The organism is Allobosea sp. BK604, from assembly GCF_004341515.1.
In the GTDB taxonomy this organism is placed as follows: Bacteria; Pseudomonadota; Alphaproteobacteria; order Rhizobiales; family Beijerinckiaceae; genus Allobosea.
This window is the reverse complement of the sequence record NZ_SLZF01000006.1, coordinates 407,675-425,432: the sequence shown is the minus strand read 5'-3', so window position 1 is coordinate 425,432 and position 17,758 is coordinate 407,675. Positions and strand designations below refer to the sequence as shown.

Here is a 17,758-nt window from a genome sequence, read left to right as displayed (position 1 = left end):
CGTTTCAGTCCAACCTGACGCGCGGATCGAGCAGCGCATAGAGCAGGTCGACGACGAGGTTAAAGACCAGCACGAAGACCGCGACCACGACGACCGTGCCCATCACCAGCGTATAGTCGCGGTTGAGCGCGCCCTCGACGAAATAGCGGCCGATTCCGGGGATCGCGAAGATGTTCTCGACCACGACCGAGCCGGTGAGCAGCGCCGCCGCCGCCGGCCCGAGATAGGAGACGACCGGCAGGGCCGCGCCGCGCAGCGCATGCAGCGCGATCGTCGTTCCCGAGAGGCCCTGCGCCCGCAAGGTGCGGATATGGTTGGCGCGCAGCGTCTCGATCATCGAGGCCCGCGTCATCCGCGCGATCACCGCGATCTGCGGCAGGGCCAGCGTCACCACCGGCAGGATGCTGTTGCGCAGCGCCCCGCCGTTCCAGCCGGCGATCGGCAGCCAGGCCAGCGTCAGGCCGAAGACGATCTGCAGCACCGGCGCGACGACGAAATTGGGGATGGTGATGCCAGCCGTCGCGAAGCCCATCACGGCATAGTCGGCGCCATGGTTCTGGCGGAAGGCGGCGAGCACGCCGAGCGGGCCGCCGATGGCGAGCGCGAGCAGCAGCGCCGAGGCGCCGAGCCGCATCGAGACCGGCAGGCCCTGCCGGAACAGCTCCGCAATCGAGAAATCCCGAAAATAGAAGGACGGGCCGAAATCGCCGCGGAGCAAGGCGCCGAGATAGGTCAGGTATTGCGCGTGGAGCGGCTGGTCGAGCTGGTAGATGCGGCGCAGATTCGCCATCACCTTGGCCTCGAGCGGCTGTTCGAGATCGAACGGCCCGCCGGGCGCCACCCGCATCAGGAAGAAGGACAGCGTCACCACCACGAGCAGCGTCGGGATGGCGGTGAAGAGGCGGCGTAGGATGAAGGGCAGCATAGGGGCTGGCTCGTCATGACCGGGTCAGGCCCGGCCATGGCGGGCTCTCGTCATGGCTTCAGGCTGAGGAACCGCGTCGGGATCGCCCCGCGCAGGTTCTGCTGGAAGCCGACCAGCTTCGGCGAGACCAGGTTCTTCGAGGAATAGTACAGGATCGGGATCCACGGCACCTCGCGGGCCAGGATGCTGTCGGCCTCGCGCAGGATCGTGGCGCGCTTGGCGAGGTCGGTCTCCTCGGCGCCCTGCTTCAGCAGCGCGTCGAATTGCGGGTTGTTGTACTTGCCGGAATTGAAGCCGGAATTGTCGCTCAGGAACAGGAAGAGGAAGTTCTGCGGGTCGGAATAGTCGCCGATCCAGCCATAGCGGGCGATGTCGAAATCGCCGCCGTCGCGCAGGAAGGCGAAATGGGTCTTGCCGTCGGTGTTGATGAAGCTGGTCTCGACCCCGAGCGCCTTCCACTGCTCGGCGATGGCGATCACGGTGCGGCGGTTATTGTCGGTGGTGTTGTACCGGAGCTGGACCTTGAGCGGCATGCCCGGGCCGAAGCCGGCCTCGGCGAGGAGCTGCTTCGCCTTGTCCTCGCGCTCCAGCGGCGAGGCGTTCTTGAAATCGGCTTCCGCCGCCATGCCGTAATTGCCGATATTGGGCGGGATCACGCCATAGGCCGGCAGCATCGTGCCGCCCCAGATCTCGTCGGCGATGAATTCGCGGTCGATCACCATCGAGAGCGCCTGGCGCACGCGAATATCGTCGAAGGGCTTCTTGGCGGTGTTGATGATCAGGAAATAGGTGCCGAGATAGGGCGCGACCTTGACCTGGTCGCCGAGCTTCTCGCGCAGCTGCTTGATCTGGTCGGCCGGGATGTCGGTGGTCATGTGCAGCTCGCCGGCCTGGAAGCGGCGCGCCGCGGCGGCAAGATCCGGCGAGGGATAGTAGATCACCGTGTCGATCTTGACGTTCGCCGCGTCGTGGAAGGCCGGGTTCCTGGTCAGCTTGATATGCGAGTTGGGCACGAACTCCCTGAGCACATAGGCGCCGTTCGAGACCCAGTTCTCCGGCTTGACGAAGTCGCTGCCGAATTTCTGCACCGAGGCTGGATGCACGGGCAGGCCGGTCTGGTGCGTCAGCAATTCCAGGAAATAGGGGGTCGGCCGCTCCAGCTTGATCTCGACGGTGCGCTCGTCGGGCGCGGCGACGCCGAGGTCCTCCAGCCGCTTGTTGTCGGCCGCCTTGTTGATCTTCTCGGCGTTGAGGATCGGGTAGAGGATATTGGCGTATTTCGCGCCGGTCTCCGGATTGATCATCCGCCTGAGCGAGAACACGAAATCCGAGGCGGTGACCGGGTCGCCATTCGACCATTTGGCATTGGCGCGCAGCTTGAACGTATAGGTCTTGCCGTCCGGGCTCATCGTCCAGCTTTCGGCGACGCCCGGGACGACCTCGCCCTTCATGTCGTGGATGACGAGGCCTTCGCACAGATCGCGCAGGAGATGCGCCTCGGAGACGGTCGAGGTCTTGTGCGGATCGAGCGTCTCCGGATCCGAATCATTGCCGCGGTTGAACACGATCTCGGCGAAGGCTGCGGACGCCGTCGAGAGGGCGAGCAGGGCGGCAAGCGCCAGAGGCGCGGCGCGGCGCGTGATCGCGAGCATGACGAAACTCCCCTTCGGCAGATGCTGCTGCCCGTTTCAGGCATGACGCGGAGAGTAGAGCGCGCATGGCGCCATCTGCCAAGGCAGAATGCTGGTTGGGGATAACGCCGCGATACGGCCGGGCGAGCCAGGCGCGCCCGGCGTCGCGATTTTCTCGGCCAGGCGTCAGTCGCGCAGCACGATCTGGTCGTTTTCGAAGGCGACGACGCAGTCCTGGGCGGCCTTGGCGCATTCGCGCAGGGCGCCTTCCTTGGCAGAGTCGAGCGTCAGCGCGCCGAAAATATAGCGGAAATGCTTGCGCTGCCGACTCAGCGCCATCGCCTTTTCGCCCGGCGCGGCGAAATAGCGCTCGAACGTATCGGAACGCGAGGTGAGGCCGAGCTTGGCGAAATGCTGCCTGGCGCGCGCCGGCGACCAGGTCGGCAATTGCCAGGCGCGCAGCGAGGAATCGACCTCCTGCAGCCAGGTCAGGCGCGCCTGGCCATGGCGGAAGATGAGATGGCCGCGCGGCTTGATCTCCGGCAGCTCGACGAAGCGGACATTGCCCCCGGCATCGAGCGCTGCGCCGCGCATGCGGTCGACCAGGGCGGGCGGGAACAGCTCGTCGTTCTTGGCGTAGATCCAGAGCTGCGGCGCGGCGCCCGGCTGCTGCAGGCTCTTCACCGTGCCGACCAGCGCGTCGCGGCTCTTGTCGACGCAATTGTCGATATTCAGGCCGCCTGCGACATTGATCACGCCGCGCAGGCCGGCCGGCTTCCTGCGGGCGAGCGCCAGCACGGCGGCGCCGCCAGCCGATTCGCCGACGGCGATGGCGCGGGTCGGATCGACGTCGTCCCGCTTCTGCAGGGCCTGCAACGCCCCTTCCAGTTCGATCGCATCCGAGCCGAAGACCGGGGCAAGGTCGAGATTGGCGCAGGAGGTCGAGGACGGGTAGGGCCCGTCGGACTGGCCGAAGCCGCGGCGCATCACCACGGCCGCGAGCCAGCCGCGCCGGGCGAAGTCCCGCGCCACGGTGGCATAGGACGAGGCGCGCAGGTCGCCCATGCTGATGCTGCTCGACGACTTGCCATGGGTGATCAGCGCCAGCGGCAGGCGTCCCTGCGCCGTCTCGGGCCTGACGATGAGCGCTTCGAGCCGGACGTCGCGCTGGTCGATCTTGATGCGCAGGAAGGTGTCTTCCTGCTTCAGCGGTTCCTGCGCCTGCACGGCGCCAGCGCCGAGCGCGAGGACAAAGATGCCGGCCAGCCTCCCGAGGATCCGCAGGGCGGCAAGCATGTCTTTCTCCCCTCGCGCAACACCACGTCGCCGCCGTTTCTCGCCTGTGCCTGCCGCAAGGGCAAGATGGTCAGGCGGGAAAAGCGCCTCGCAATCTCGCGAGCGTCAGGCCTTTTTCGCCGCAGCCCGTTCCTGTGCCTCGACCACGGCGACGGCGGTCATGTTGACCACGCCGCGCGCCGTGACGTTGCCGGTGAGGATATGGGCGGGCTTGGCCGCGCCGATCAGGATCGGCCCGACCGGCAGCGCGTCGGCCAGGACCTTGGCGAACTGGTAGGCGATATTGGCGGCGTCGAGATTGGGGAAGATCAGCACATTCGCCACGCCCTTCAGCCGCGAGGAGGGCAGGACACGCTCGCGGATCATCTCGACCAGCGCGGAATCGGCCTCCATCTCGCCGTCGCATTCGAGATCGGGCGCGCGCTCCTGGATCAGGCCGAGCGCCTTGCGCATCTTCAGCGACGAGGCGGTGTCGGCCGCGCCGAAATCCGAATGCGAGAGCAGGGCGATCTTGGGCGCGATGCCGAAGCGGGCGACATGGCTCGCGGCGAGCACGGTCATCTCGGCGATCTCCTCCGCCGTCGGATCATGCTTCACATGCGTGTCGGCGAGGAAGAAGGCGCCCTTGTTGGTGATGATCAGTGTCAGCGCCGAGATGTCGCGCGCCCCGGCTTCCAGCCCGATAATGTCCTTGATGTGCCGGAGCCGCGACATGAACCGGCCTTCGAGCCCGGTGATCATCGCATCGGCCTCGCCGCGCGCCACCGCCAGCGCCGCGATCACCGTGTTGTTGGTGCGCACGAGCGAGCGGGCGGCCTCGGGCGTGATGCCGCGCCGGCCGGCAATGTCGAGATAGGTCTGGACATAGTCGCGATAGCGCGGGTCGTCCTCGGGGTTGACCAGCTCGCAATCGATGCCGGGCCGGATCGTCAGGCCGAAGCGCTTGATGCGGCTCTCGATCACGCTCGGGCGGCCGATCAGGATCGGCACGGCGAAGCCTTCCTCGAGCGCGACCTGCGCGGCGCGCAGCACGCGCTCATCCTCGCCTTCGGCATAGATCACGCGCTTGGGATCGGCCTTCGCCTGGGCGAAGAGCGGCTTCATGATGAAGCCGGAGCGGAAGACGAAGCGCGAGAGGTTCTCGCGATAGGCCTCCATGTCGAGCAGCGGCTTGCGGGCGACGCCGGTCGTCATCGCCGCTTCCGCCACCGCCGGCGCGATGCGCAGGATCAGCCGCGGATCGAACGGGTTCGGGATCAGTGAGGTCGCGCCGAAGGTCTGGGCCTCGCCGCCATAGGCGCGGGCCGCGATATCGGAGGTCGCCTCGCGCGCCAGCGCCGCGATGGCGCGCACGGCGGCGAGCTTCATCGCCTCGTTGATCGTCGTCGCCTGCACGTCGAGCGCGCCGCGGAAGATATAGGGGAAGCACAGGACGTTGTTGACCTGGTTCGGATAATCCGAGCGCCCGGTGCAGATCATCGCGTCCGGACGGGCGGCGAGCGCGTCCTCGGGCGTGATCTCGGGATTGGGATTGGCCAGCGCCATGATCAGCGGCTTGGCGGCCATGCGCTTGGCCATCTCCGGCTTGAGCACGCCGGCGGCCGAGAGGCCGAGGAAGATATCGGCGTCGCCGATGACGTCGTTCAGCGTCCGCGCCTCGGTCTCCTGCGCGAAGACCTCCTTCCAGCGGTCCATCAGCGTGGTGCGGCCCTTGTAGACCACGCCGTCGATATCGGTGACCCAGATGTTCTCGCGCTTGGCGCCGAGCTCGACCAGCAGGTTGAGGCAGGCCAGCGCGGCGGCGCCGGCGCCGGAGACTACGATCTTGACGTTGCCGATCTGCTTTCCGGCGAGATCGAGCCCGTTCAGGATGGCGGCGCCGACGATGATCGCGGTGCCGTGCTGGTCGTCATGGAAGACCGGGATGTTCATCCGGGCCTTGAGCTTCTCCTCGATCTCGAAGCATTCCGGGCCCTTGATGTCCTCGAGATTGATGCCGCCGAAGGTCGGCTCCAGCGCCGCGACGACATCGACGAATTTCTCGATCTCCTTCTGGTCGACCTCGATGTCGAAACAGTCGATCCCGGCGAATTTCTTGAAGAGGACGGCCTTGCCCTCCATCACCGGCTTGGAGGCGAGCGGGCCGATATCGCCGAGGCCGAGCACGGCGGTGCCGTTGGTGATGACGGCGACGAGGTTTTGGCGCGCGGTCAGCTCGGCGGCTTCGGCCGCGTCGTCGACGATCGCTTCGCAGGCGGCGGCGACGCCGGGCGAATAGGCCAGCGCCAGGTCGCGCTGGTTGCCGAGCGGCTTGGTGGCCTGGATCTCGATCTTACCGGGGCGGGGGGTGCGGTGGTAGACCAGCGCGCCTGAGCGCAGATCCGACGACAAGGTGCTCTTCATTCTCCGCTTCCCCGACTTCGCGGCGCTCGCACGCCTCTTCCAGAGAGCGAGGTCGCGCGGAAACGGGGGTGTCGTCAAGCTTCGACGCGGCAAGAATGATGCGACGGGAATGACAAGATCGCCGCACCCTCGCCGGGGCGGCCAGCTGCCCAGCCGCTTTCAGAACGCCTTGAACGTGATGATCGTGTGCGTGTCGGCGATCTCGGGGATCGACTGCACCTTCTGCGCGACGAAATGCCCGATATCGACATCCGCCGCGACATGGAACTTGGCGAGGATGTCGTAATTGCCGGCGGTCGAATAGATTTCCGAGGCGATCTCGCGGTCGGCGAGCTCGCTGGCGACCTCGTAGGTCTTGCCGAGCTTGCATTTGATCTCGACGAAGAAGGTCTGCATCGCGCACTCCGAAATCCGGGAGCCGGATCGTCTCCGACGGCATCGCTCGATGCCCTCAGGGGGCTGATCCGCCTCCGCTCAATGGTCAGCTCTGGATAGAGGCTCCGGCGGGAAGATCAAGCGCCCGCGAGCGCGGCGAGGCGCCGGCTCATCGCGCTCTCCGGGTTCGGCAGGTCGGCCAGCACGGTGAAATGGTTGGCCCCGGCGATCTCCTCATAGCGCGTCCTGACGCCTTCGAGCCCCCAGACATCGGTGATGCGCCGGCTCTGCTTCAGGTATTCATCGCTCTCGGCCCCGCCGACGACCGCGTCCATGATCAGCCCCGAGGGAGCCGGCCAGAACAGCGGGCTCTCGCGCTCGGCCGATTCCATGGTCAGGCCAAGTGCCTTGTTGATGCTGGTCTCGGTCAGCGGCTTCAGATTGTAGAGGCCGGAGATTCCATAGGCCGCGGTCACGACGAGGTCCGGCAATTCGGGGTCGACATTCTTCCAGTCGGTCGCGAGCAGGCAGGCGGCGAGCTGCCCGCCGGCGGAATGCCCGGCCGCGACGATCGGCAGATTATATTGCCGCCACAGCGCCGCGGCGGCGTGCTGGATCTCCCAGACGATATGGCCGAGCTCGACCTGCGGGCAGAGATCGTAGCCCGCGACCGCCATCGGCACGCCGAGCCCGTTCACGCCGCGCGCGATATGCGAGAAGAACGAGCGGTCGAGCGCCTGCCAGTAGCCGCCATGGATGAACAGCACGATGGCGCTGCTCTTCACCGTCTCCGGCTTGAACAGGTCGTATTGCTGGCGCGCGCCCTCGCCATAGACGATGCCGAGCTCGTTGACCGAGCTCGCGCGATAGGCGGCGGCGTCGGCGGCCCAGCCCGCGATGATGCCGGGATGCTCCGGCACGCGGGCGCGATTATTGTATTCTGTCTCGTAGTCGGGCTGCATGCGGGCTCGTCTGCGCGAAGGGTGACGCGTCGTTGATGGCAGGATGCGCCAGTTTGCGCCACGGCTTTTGACAGGTCGAGCGGCAAACGCCACAAGGCCGCTCACCACTTATATGCGCCGCCTGGAGGCTTTCATGGAAAACCCCGTTCTCGCCGAGGTGACGCGCGGCAACACGGTCGAATCGCGCCATCGCGGTTCCGTGATCGTGGTCGATGCCGATGGCGGGGTGGTGCTCTCGCTCGGCGATGTCGACCGCCCGGTGTTTCCGCGCTCGGCGGTGAAGGCGATCCAGGCCCTGCCGCTGCTGGAGAGCGGCGCGGCCGACCATTACGGCCTGACCGAGCCCGAGATCGCGCTCGCCGTCGCCTCGCATTCCGGCGAGCCGCAACATGCCGAGACCGCCTTCGGCATGCTGAGGAAAGCGGGGCGCGGCGCCAATTGCCTCGAATGCGGCGCGCATTGGCCGATGAACGAGGCCGCCGCCCGCGCCATCGCCAGGGCCGGGCTGGAGCCGACCGCGCTCAACAATAATTGCTCCGGCAAGCATGCCGGTTTCGTCTGTCTCGCCTGCGGCCTCGACGAGGACCCGGTCGGCTATGTGAAGCCCGGCCATCCCGTGCAGCAGGCCGTCCGCGCCGCGCTGGAAGAGGTGACCGGCGCGAAGCATTCCTCCGATCACATGGGCACCGACGGCTGCTCGATTCCGAGCTATGCCGTGCCGCTGACGGCGCTCGCCCGCGGCTTCGCCCGGATTGGTACGGGGCAGGGGCTCGGGCCGAAGCGTGCCGAGGCTGCTTCCCGCATTCGCAAGGCCGTCGCCGCCCATCCCTTCATGGTCGCCGGCACCGGCCGCTTCGACACCCGCGTGATGGGGCTGTTCGGTGAGCGCATCTTCATCAAGACCGGCGCCGAGGGCGTCTATTGCGGCGCCATCCCCGAGCTCGGCTATGGCATCGCGCTGAAATGCGATGACGGCGCCGGGCGCGCCTCCGAGATGGTGATGGCGGCGTTGATCGCGCGCTTCCTGCCGATGAGCGGCATGGAGGCAGCCGAATTCACGCCGATGCGCGAGACGCTGCTGAAGAACTGGAACGGCATCGAGGTCGGGCTCGTCCGGGCGACGGAGTTTCTGACCGCCTAGAGCGTGCAAGGTTTCGTGATGACCTGCCGACGGCCCCTGCAGCGACCTGGACGATGAGCTCCTGACCTGACCACCGCCTTGAATCGGCCAAGAATCCAGCCTGGATTGCCGGAAAGTCTGAGCCGGCTATCGGTTTGGCTGGGGACGATGGGTCGATGCCGATGGAGCCGCCCGGGCGCGCGATCGTGAAGCCCGCCCTTGCCGGCGGGATGCTACGCGGCGAGGGGATCGGCCGTGATCTCGTCGCCGGGCTGACACTGGCGGCGATCACCATTCCCGAGCAGATGGCGACGGCGCGGCTCGGCGGCTTCGAGCCGCAGCTGGGTTTCCTCGCCTTCGTCGCGGCGACGATCGGCTTCGCGCTGTTGGGCGCGAGCCGCCTGCTGACGGTCGGCGCCGATTCGACGATCACGCCGATCTTCGCCGGCACCCTCGCCACGCTGGCAGCCGGCGGCGCGAGCCTGGGCACGACGGCGCCGCTGCTCGCCCTGATGGTCGGTGCTCTCCTGGTCCTCGGCGGCCTGCTCCGGCTGGGCTGGGTCGCAGACCTGCTCTCGACCCCGGTCGTCACCGGCTTCCTCGCCGGCATCTCCGTCCATATCGTGGTCTCGCAACTTCCCGGGCTGCTCGGCATTCCCGGCGGCGCCCATGATGTCGTCGGGCAATTGCGGGCGCTCGGGCAGCATATCGGCGCCATCAACCCGATCTCGACTGTGATCGGCCTCGGCGTCTTCGCCGCGATGCTGGTCTGCGAGCGCATGTCGGCGCGCTTGCCGGGCGCGCTGATCGCGCTCGCTCTGGCGACGATCGCCGTGCCGGTCTTCGGCCTGGAGGCGCGCGGCGTCGCCGTGCTCGGCGCCTTGCCGGCAGCGATACCGCAACTGCCCAGCTTCGCGCTCGACTGGAGCGTGATCCGGCAATTGCTGCCACTGGCGCTCGTGCTCTGCCTGATCGTGATGATGCAAGGGGCCGCCGTCAGCCGCTCCTTCCGTGATCCTGACGGTGCCGACGCCAATATCGACCGCGACTTCCTCGGCCTCGGCGCGGCAAATCTCGTCGCGGGGCTCGCGGGCAGCTTTCCGGTCAATGCCAGCCCGCCGCGCACGGCCGTGGTCGCGGAGACCGGCGGCAGCACCCAGCGCAGCGCCCTGCTCGCCGCCGCGATCGTCCTTGCGCTCGCGCTGGCCGGCGGCTCGCTGCTCGCCAAGGTGCCGCAGGCTGCGCTCGCCGGTGTGCTGCTCTTCGTCGCCCAGCGCATTTTCCGCCTGGGCACCATCATGGCCGTCGCGTGCCAGGCGCCGGCCGAGTTCGGGCTGATCCTGCTGACAGCGCTCGGCATCGTCTTCCTGCCGATCGAGGCCGGCGTCGCCATCGGCATCGGCATCTCGCTGCTGCACGGCGTCTGGATGACGACGCGAAGCCAGCCGATCGAGTTCGGCAAGATCGAGGGCACCACGATCTGGTGGCCGCCGGAAGCGGGCCAGAAGGTCGAGCCGACGCCGGGCGTGCTCGTCGTCGGCTTCCAGGCGCCGTTGCTCTTCGCCAATGCCAACAGCTTCCGCCAGGCGATGCTGGCGCTGATCGAGACCCGCCGCCCAGCCATTCTCGTGCTCGAGGCCAGCGCCATCGCCGCCATCGACTATACCGCCGCCCAGGCGCTGAGCGGTCTCGTGCGGGCTTGCCGTGAGCAAGGCATCGGCTTCGCCATCGCGCGCCTCGAATCGGTGCGTGCCCGGGCGGCCCTCCTGCAATTCGGCATCACGGCCGAGCTCGGCTCGGACCATCTCTTCCACAGCGTCGAGGAGGCAGTCGTCGCGCTGCGTCAGGCGCTGCCCACCGGAGCGCGTCGACCTGACGCTCCCATCGTCCGCGCCTGAAAGGTCGCTGCGCCCATGCTCCTCGATCCATTGCTGAATCAGACCGCTATTGCGGACCTGCGCCCGACCCAGATTTCGGTCGGCATGCGCGAAGTCGCGCAGAAGCGCGCGCGCTGGCGCGACGAGAGCCGCAGGAAGGAAAAGGAATATCTCGGCAAGCACATGATCCCGGTCGTGCTCGGGCCGAAGCAGCGGCCCTACCTGATCGACCATCACCATCTTGCGCTGGCGCTGCTGCTCGAAGGCGAGAAACAAGTGCTGACCACCGTCATCAGCGATCTGAGCCGCCTGCAGAAGGAGGCGTTCTGGATCTATCTCGACAGCCGCGGCTGGATGCATCCGTTCGACGAGAAGGGCAGGCGCCGCACCTACGAGGATTTGCCGGGTTCGATCACCGATCTCGTCGACGATCCCTATCGCTCGCTCGCGGGAGCCCTGCGCAAGGCGGGCGGCTTCGCCAAGGACACGACCCCGTTCAGCGAATTTCTCTGGGCCGATTTCCTGCGCCGGCGGATCAAGGGCGGTCTGGTCCGGCGCAGTTTCGACAAGGCGCTCGACCTCGCCATCGCCGAGGCCAAGACGGAGGACGCGAGCTATCTGCCCGGCTGGAGCGGGCCGAGCGACGACTGAACGGCGCGGTTCAGCGCATCGGCCCGAAAACTGGCTTGCGGTCTTCGGAAAAGCCGATGCGAAAACAAGGAGCTGGATCATCGGACCGGATACGATATCCGGTCCGATGATCTAGAGCATTTCCGCGTTTCTTCGAATCGCGAAAATTCTCTATCTACTTGTTTTGACGCATTTTCTTCACGCGAACCGGTATCCACTTCGCTCGAAAATGCTCTAGCTGACGGCGTTGTTCTCGACCTTGATCCCGGAGGCGCGCTTGTCGATGCCTTGCGTCAGGTCGCCGGTGACGACCTTGCCGAATTCGGTGCCGAGCACCGCGCCGAGCCTGGCCTCGGCGATGATGTTGTTGGCGATCAGCGCGTTGCGCTCCTTCGGCACGACCGAGACCGAGATGCCGATCCCGGTCTTGCGCACCATGTTGCCGGTGCAGGCGAGGTTGCGCATGCCCCAGGACCAGCCGAGCGAGATGCCGATATCGCTGGCGCCCTCGATGACATTGCCGGTGATCGCCGCCTCCGCCTCGATATGAACGCCCATGCCGCCGACCGGCTCCTTGCCCTTCGGGGCGAAGCCCTTCTGGGCGTTGCGGATGATGTTGTTGGCGAAGACCGAGAGCCGGCCGCCATGGTCGAGATTGGTGATGTTGGCGCCCTGCGCGCAATCCTCGACCAGGTTGTTGCTGATGATCGCGCCTTCGAAGGCGAATTCGGAATAGAGCGCGGTCTCGCCGCAGCGCTTGCCCTGGTTGCCGATGATCTGCACGCCCGAGCCGGAATTGTTGCGGATGAAGGTCAGCGCGCAGTCGCGCAGCGTGTTGCCCTCGATGATCACGCCGCCGGCCTTGAACAGGCTGATGCCGTTGCCGTTCGGCCCGTCGCCGCCGGCATCGGAGCGGATGCGGTTGAGCCGATTGCCGCGGATCAGCGACTGCTCGTCGCCCGGCTGCGTGCGCCAGAGCTGGATGCCGTTATTGCCGCAATCCTCGACCTGGTTGCCCTCGATCGTCAGCCCGCGCGAGTCGAGCGAGAACAGCGCGGCTTCGCGCATCGAGTGGAAGCGGTTCGTCTCGATGCGGCCGGCCGTGCGGTTCAGGACGAGTCCCACCGAGCCGGCATTGGCGAAGTCGCAATCGCTGAGGCTGAGCTCGGCGACCTCGTCCGCGGCAAGCAGCCCGTCGCGCTGGCCGACGCGGATGTCGAGCCCGTCGAGGCCGATGCCGCTGGCCGCCGCGCGCTTGATCCGGCGGGCGACGAGCAACGGGGCGGCCTGCGCCGCGACGAATTGCGTCGCGCCGGGGACGCCGATCAGCCGCGCCCCTTCGGGCAGGACGACATTGGCGATGCGATAGCGGCCGGGCGCCACGATCAGCGGCGCACTGCGCTTCGCGGCCTCGACCAGGGCATTCTGCAGCAGCTTCGACTGGTCGTCGGTCGCGCCCGGGCGCAGGCCGAACTGGCTGGCCTCGAGCCCGAACGTGCCGAGCGCCAGCGCGGCGCCGGGCTTGCCCGCCTGCGCCCAGGCTGGGCCGCCGATCAGCGCGCCTGTGCCAAAAAGAGCCGTCGTCAGCAGCGAGCGCCGCGAAACGTCCATGGTGACCTCCGTGAGGCCGGCCCGGTTCAAATGGCGTGCCGTGCCAGCCTGTGCCGTTGCGATACGGCTAGCGCATCGGCCCGAAAACTAGCTTGCGGTTTTCGGAAAAAGGCCGTCTAGAGCATTTTCGAGCGAAGTGGATGCCGGTTCGCGTGAAGAAAATGCGTTAAAACAAAGGGATAGAGAATTTTCGCGATTCAGAGAAGCGCGGAAATGCTCTAGCGGCCGGCGCGGGCCATGGCGGCGCCGATGCCCGCCAGCGCCGTCACGAGCGCGGGAACCGCGGGCCGGAAACCGGCGACGCGCGCCTTCGGCTTGCGCCCGGGGCCTGGCCGCAGCCAGGGCACATGGACGAACAGCACCGGCACGCCCTCGCGCCCGGCGGCCGCCAGGCTCACCGCATAGCTGGCGTCGCAGAGATAGCGCCCGGCGCTGGGGGAAAGCCGGGTTCGCAGCCCCTGCCGGCGCAGAAGCGCGAGCGCGCCTTCGGCGTTCGCCGTGGTGCGGGAAGGAAGGGCGCCGGAGCCGTTCCCGGCCGGAACCTTGCCGGTCGCATCGACATGCAGCCGGCTCGAATGCCCGCGCGCGAACAGCTCGACCCGGACGAAGCGCGCCCGGCCGGCGAGGCCGAGCATGAGCACCGCCTTTGGCCGGGCTTCATCGAGATGCTTGCGCAAGGCCGGCAGCCCGCCCGCATAGCTCGTCTCCAGGATCAGCGCCTCGGCCTTGAAGGATGCAGCCTTCAGCCGCCTTGCCACCTGTCGCGCGAGCTCGGTCGTCGGGTTGACCCTGACATGCGGGAAGGGGCCAAAGCCGGTGACCAGGATATCGACGCCAGCATTCGTCTTCAAAGCTGCCCCCTCAAATTCAAAGCCGCCCCTCAAAGTCCCAAGGCCCTGGCGATCTCGTCCGCCGCTGCGGTCGGCGCCATCTCGCCGGCCCCGACGGCCGCTTCCAGGGCCGGGATGCGCGCCTTCAGCGCCGGATCGTGCCGGAGTCGCGCCTGCAGACGGTCCTCGAGCATTGCCCACATCCATTTGACGTCCTGCCGGCGGCGCCTCTCGGCGATCAGCCCCTTGGCTTCGAACCGGCTGCGATGCTCCTCGATCTTGGCCCAGAGCATATCGAGCCCGGCTCCGGTCAGGCCCGAGATCGTCACCACCGGCGTCGACCAGATCATGGATGTGGGGGCGAGGATATGCAGGGCCGCCTGGTATTGCGCTGCGGCCGCGCGCGCCGCGGTCGCGCCTTCGCCATCGGCCTTGTTGACCGCGATCATGTCGGCGAGCTCGATGATGCCCTTCTTGATGCCCTGCAGCTCGTCGCCGGCATTGGGGAGCATCAGCACCAGGAAGAAATCGGTGAGATCGGCCACCGCCGTCTCCGATTGGCCGACGCCGACCGTCTCGACCAGGATGACGTCGAAGCCCGCTGCCTCGCACAGCAGCATCGTCTCGCGCGTCTTGGCCGCGACGCCTCCCAGCGTGCCGGAGGAGGGGGAAGGCCGGATATAGGCCTTGGGATCGACCGCGAGCCGCGCCATGCGCGTCTTGTCGCCGAGGATCGAGCCGCCGCTGCGGCTGGAGGATGGGTCGACCGCCAGCACCGCGACCTTGTGGCCGAGGCCGGTGAGATAGGTGCCGAGCGCATCGATCGTCGTCGATTTGCCGACGCCGGGCACGCCGGTGATGCCGACCCGGATCGCCTTGCCGGTCTGCGGCAGCAGGTGCTGGATCAGCGCGCGGGCCTGCTCGCGATGGTCGGCGCGGCGCGATTCTGCCAGCGTGATGGCGCGGGCCAGAGCTGCCCGCTCCCCCTTCAGAATCGCATCGCCCAAGGCGCTGACATCGACCATGAACGGCACCTAGAGCATTTTCGCGGTTCTTTGAAACGCGAAAATGCTTCTAGGCTTTTGTTCTATCGCATTTTCTTCACGCGAGCCGGTGCCCGCTTCGCTCGAAAATGCTCTGGCAAGCCCCGATCCCCGGCGACAGGTGCGATTGTGTCATGACTGTGTCATGGGCGCCTCTTGAACATCGCCTCCCAAGGTGAGACGAGATGGACCATGGTGCGGGCGGTGGCTCAGTTTCGGTTGCTCTTGGCGTTGCTGGTGCCGCTGGCGCTCGGCGCTTGCGGTGGAGAGCCGCGAACCTTGGCGCTGAGCACGGTCACCTCTGACGAGATCGAGGGCACGGTCAGCATCTATGTCGCGACCACGCGCGACGTTGCCGCCGAGCCGCAGTATTTCACCGGCGAGCGCGGTCCCAGGCTCGCCTTCGCCAAGATCGACATGACCGTGCCGCGCGGCCACAAATCGGGCGAGCTCGAGCTTCCGGATTCCGGCCCTGCCGACCCGGCCAAGCATTTCGCCGTCCGCTCGGTCCAGCGCATGGAGCTCCCGGTCATCCTGACCGATGTGCGCAAGGATGTGGCGCGCCGGCCCTCGACCGAACGCGACGTGCTCGTCTTCGTGCACGGCTACAATACAAGCGCCGCCGACGCGGCCTACCGCTTTGCCCAGATCGTCTACGATTCCGGCTTCAAGGGCGTGCCGGTGCTGTTCACCTGGCCCTCTCGCGGGCAGCTTCTCGCCTATCCCTATGATCGCGAGAGCGCGCTTTATTCGCGCGATTTCCTCGAGGCGAACCTGAGGGCGATCTCGCGCGACATTCGCGCGGGCAATATCGACGTGCTCGCCCATTCGATGGGAACCCTGCTCACGGTCGAGACCTTGCGCCAGGCGGCCATTCGCGGCGACGGCAGTTTCGGCGGCAAGCTGCGCAACGTCATGCTGGCGGCGCCCGATCTCGATCTCGACGTGTTCAAGACGCAGATGCGCCAGATCAAGCGGCCGGTCACGGTCTTCATTTCCGCCGATGATCGCGCGCTCGCCTTCTCCCGCCGCTTCGCCGGCGACAAGACGCGGCTCGGCGCCTTGTCCTCCAAGGACACGCAGGAGATCGCCGAGCTGGAGAAGCTCGATGTCAGCCTGATCGACCTCTCCGACGTCTCGACCAGCGATTCGCTGAACCACGGCAAGTTCGCGGCCTCGCCCAAGGTGGTGCAACTGATCGGCAAGCGCCTCCAGGCCGACAAGGGCATCGCGACGCGTGGGCCCGGCTTCGGTGATCGCCTCGGCGATATCGCCGGCGGCGTCGTCGGCACCGTCGGCGGCACGCTGGAGATGGTGGTGACGGCTCCGGCCGCGATCGTGGGGCAGCGCTAAAGCGCGCGCTGGGAGCGCGTTGCAGCGAAGACACGCCCCTCCCGCTTCCCAAATTTGCTTTGCCAATGCCGCATTCTGGCCGCGATAGGCGGCGCTTAAGGTTGGCATCTCGCCACTCACATCACCGATTCTGCCCGCGCACTCATGCTGTCTCGCCGCTTCGTCCTCCTGACCCCGTTCATGTCGCTGGCGCTTGCTGCCTGTGCCCAGACCGAGGCCGCCGTCTCCCCTTTCGAGGAGCCGCGACGCGATGCTTCGGCCATCGGCCGCGAGCCGGAGCTGCTCGTCGCGACGACGCGCAAGACCGTGGGCAATCGCTCGCCCTTCTTCGGATCGGAGCGCGGTTCCGGCCTGACCTTCGCCGAGGTGCGCCTGTCGCCGCCCGGGCGCGGCATTGTCGGCCAGGTCGCGTCCACGGTCAGCGGCGATTGGGCGGTGCTCGGGCTCGATCGCACCACGACGACCGCGCCGGCGCAGGCCCTCGCGGAGGCGTCGACCGGCCGCGACGTGCTGCTCTACGTGCACGGCTTCAACGAGAGCTTCGAATCCGCGGCTCAGAGCGCCGGGCAGCTCTCGCATGCGCTGGAGTTCCAGGGCCGGACGGCCATGTTCACCTGGCCGTCCGGCAACAGCCTCTGGGGCTATGGCTATGACCGCGAGAGCGCGCTCTGGTCGCGCGACGGACTTGCCCAGACGCTCCGCGCCCTTGCCGCCAACCCGGCCGTGGGGCGCGTGCATATCGTCGCGCATTCCATGGGCTCGTTCCTGACCTTGGAGACCTTGCGCGAGCTGCGGGATTCTCCGGAAGTCTTCGCCCGGCTCGGCGCGGTCGTCCTCGCCTCGCCGGATATCGATATCGACGCGTTCGAGCAGATCGTGACCCGCCTCGGCCCGCTGGCGAAGCGCATGACCGTCATCATCGATCCGGGCGACCGGGCGCTGGCCGTCTCGGCGCGTCTTGCCGGCGGCGTGGCGCGGGCCGGCGCGGCCGAGCGCTCGCGCCTGGAGGCACTCGGCGTGCGCGTCGCCGACACCTCCGGCCGCGGCTGGAGCGTGCTGCGCCACAGCCTGTTCCTGTCGAATAGCGGCGTGACGCAGGTGGTGGCCCGGGCTTTCGAGCGCGCGAATTAAGGCCTCTCAAATCGGCGGCAGGCCGATCCGCTTCTTGATCGTCGCCATCGCGAAATTCGACTCGACCGACTGGATGCATTTCAGCCGGGTGATCTTCTGCTTCAGGAAGCGCTCGTAGCCGTCGATCCCGTCGGTCAGCACGCGCAGCAGATAATCCTGCGAGCCGGTCATCAGGTAGCATTCGGCCACCTCGTTCCAGCTTTCGACCGCCTTCTCGAACTCGGCGATATTGTCCTGCGTCTGCTGCGACAGGCGGATCGAGACGAAGACGCTGAAGGGCAGGCCATAGGCCCGCGGGTCGACGATCGCCGAATAGCCCCGGATCACGCCGCTTTCCTCCAGCCGCTTCAGCCGCCGCAGGCAGGGCGTCGGCGAGAGCCCGACCTTCTGCGACAGGTCCTGATTGGTGATGCGGCCATCGTCCTGAAGGACGGCAAGCATGCGGCGATCGGTGCTATCGAGCATGGATCACTCCTTCTTGATCAATATTGAGCAGAAAGCTGCGCAAGACGCTCTACGACGAGCGTGATCGGTCATGCAATGGCGCGAGGATCGTCCTAACCTGTCCTTC

15 protein-coding genes are annotated in these 17,758 nt (G+C 67.2%); 5 read left to right on the top strand and 10 right to left on the bottom strand.

The window, feature by feature from the left end:
- Nucleotides 1–4 precede the first annotated feature (4 nt).
- The 6 genes from EV560_RS20665 to EV560_RS20640 form a co-directional block, all read right to left on the bottom strand.
- Complete coding sequence (locus EV560_RS20665) at nt 5–925, bottom strand: ABC transporter permease subunit (RefSeq protein ID WP_131857678.1); 921 nt, start codon at nt 923–925, stop codon at nt 5–7.
- A gap of 50 nt (nt 926–975) precedes the next feature.
- A complete protein-coding gene (locus EV560_RS20660; RefSeq protein WP_131857677.1) occupies nt 976–2,577 on the bottom strand; it encodes a peptide ABC transporter substrate-binding protein in 1,602 nt (533 codons plus the stop codon).
- A 165-nt stretch (nt 2,578–2,742) separates the two neighbouring features.
- Nucleotides 2,743–3,852, bottom strand: a complete 1,110-nt coding sequence (locus EV560_RS20655; RefSeq protein ID WP_131857676.1) for an alpha/beta hydrolase family protein — start codon at nt 3,850–3,852, stop codon at nt 2,743–2,745.
- 105 nt (nt 3,853–3,957) lie between these two features.
- The gene (locus tag EV560_RS20650; RefSeq protein ID WP_131857675.1) at nt 3,958–6,255 is read right to left on the bottom strand and encodes an NADP-dependent malic enzyme; all 2,298 of its coding nucleotides are present in this window, start codon (nt 6,253–6,255) and stop codon (nt 3,958–3,960) included.
- A gap of 159 nt (nt 6,256–6,414) precedes the next feature.
- Nucleotides 6,415–6,651, bottom strand: a complete 237-nt coding sequence (locus EV560_RS20645) for an Lrp/AsnC ligand binding domain-containing protein (protein WP_038361355.1) — start codon at nt 6,649–6,651, stop codon at nt 6,415–6,417.
- Between the two features lie 116 nt (nt 6,652–6,767).
- Nucleotides 6,768–7,592, bottom strand: a complete 825-nt coding sequence (locus EV560_RS20640; protein ID WP_131857674.1) for an alpha/beta hydrolase — start codon at nt 7,590–7,592, stop codon at nt 6,768–6,770.
- 133 nt (nt 7,593–7,725) lie between these two features.
- Here EV560_RS20640 and EV560_RS20635 point away from each other — a divergent pair, with 133 nt between their 5' ends.
- From EV560_RS20635 to EV560_RS20625, 3 genes are all read left to right on the top strand, one after another.
- Nucleotides 7,726–8,733, top strand: a complete 1,008-nt coding sequence (locus EV560_RS20635; protein WP_131857673.1) for an asparaginase — start codon at nt 7,726–7,728, stop codon at nt 8,731–8,733.
- 155 nt (nt 8,734–8,888) lie between these two features.
- Entirely contained in the window at nt 8,889–10,610 is a 1,722-nt protein-coding gene (locus EV560_RS20630; RefSeq protein WP_248312143.1) for a SulP family inorganic anion transporter, read from the top strand.
- A gap of 15 nt (nt 10,611–10,625) precedes the next feature.
- Complete coding sequence (locus tag EV560_RS20625) at nt 10,626–11,240, top strand: ParB-like protein (protein ID WP_131857672.1); 615 nt, start codon at nt 10,626–10,628, stop codon at nt 11,238–11,240.
- Nucleotides 11,241–11,453: 213 nt separating this feature from the next.
- On the opposite strand, the gene EV560_RS20620 is transcribed toward EV560_RS20625, so the two are convergent.
- From EV560_RS20620 to meaB, 3 genes are all read right to left on the bottom strand, one after another.
- Entirely contained in the window at nt 11,454–12,830 is a 1,377-nt protein-coding gene (locus tag EV560_RS20620) for a TIGR03808 family TAT-translocated repetitive protein (protein ID WP_131857671.1), read from the bottom strand.
- Nucleotides 12,831–13,048: 218 nt separating this feature from the next.
- On the bottom strand, nt 13,049–13,681 hold the full coding sequence (locus tag EV560_RS20615; RefSeq protein ID WP_165923557.1) for a pyroglutamyl-peptidase I family protein: 633 nt from the start codon (nt 13,679–13,681) through the stop codon (nt 13,049–13,051).
- 29 nt (nt 13,682–13,710) lie between these two features.
- Nucleotides 13,711–14,685, bottom strand: coding sequence for a methylmalonyl Co-A mutase-associated GTPase MeaB (gene meaB / locus EV560_RS20610; protein WP_131857669.1), 975 nt, complete (start codon nt 14,683–14,685; stop codon nt 13,711–13,713).
- A gap of 297 nt (nt 14,686–14,982) precedes the next feature.
- Here meaB and EV560_RS20605 point away from each other — a divergent pair, with 297 nt between their 5' ends.
- A complete protein-coding gene (locus EV560_RS20605) occupies nt 14,983–16,056 on the top strand; it encodes an alpha/beta hydrolase (RefSeq protein WP_165923556.1) in 1,074 nt (357 codons plus the stop codon).
- A 144-nt stretch (nt 16,057–16,200) separates the two neighbouring features.
- Entirely contained in the window at nt 16,201–17,187 is a 987-nt protein-coding gene (locus EV560_RS20600) for an alpha/beta hydrolase (protein ID WP_131857667.1), read from the top strand.
- A gap of 6 nt (nt 17,188–17,193) precedes the next feature.
- Here the strand turns inward: EV560_RS20600 and EV560_RS20595 are convergent, their stop codons facing one another.
- Complete coding sequence (locus EV560_RS20595; protein ID WP_131857666.1) at nt 17,194–17,652, bottom strand: Lrp/AsnC family transcriptional regulator; 459 nt, start codon at nt 17,650–17,652, stop codon at nt 17,194–17,196.
- Nucleotides 17,653–17,758: the final 106 nt, after the last annotated feature.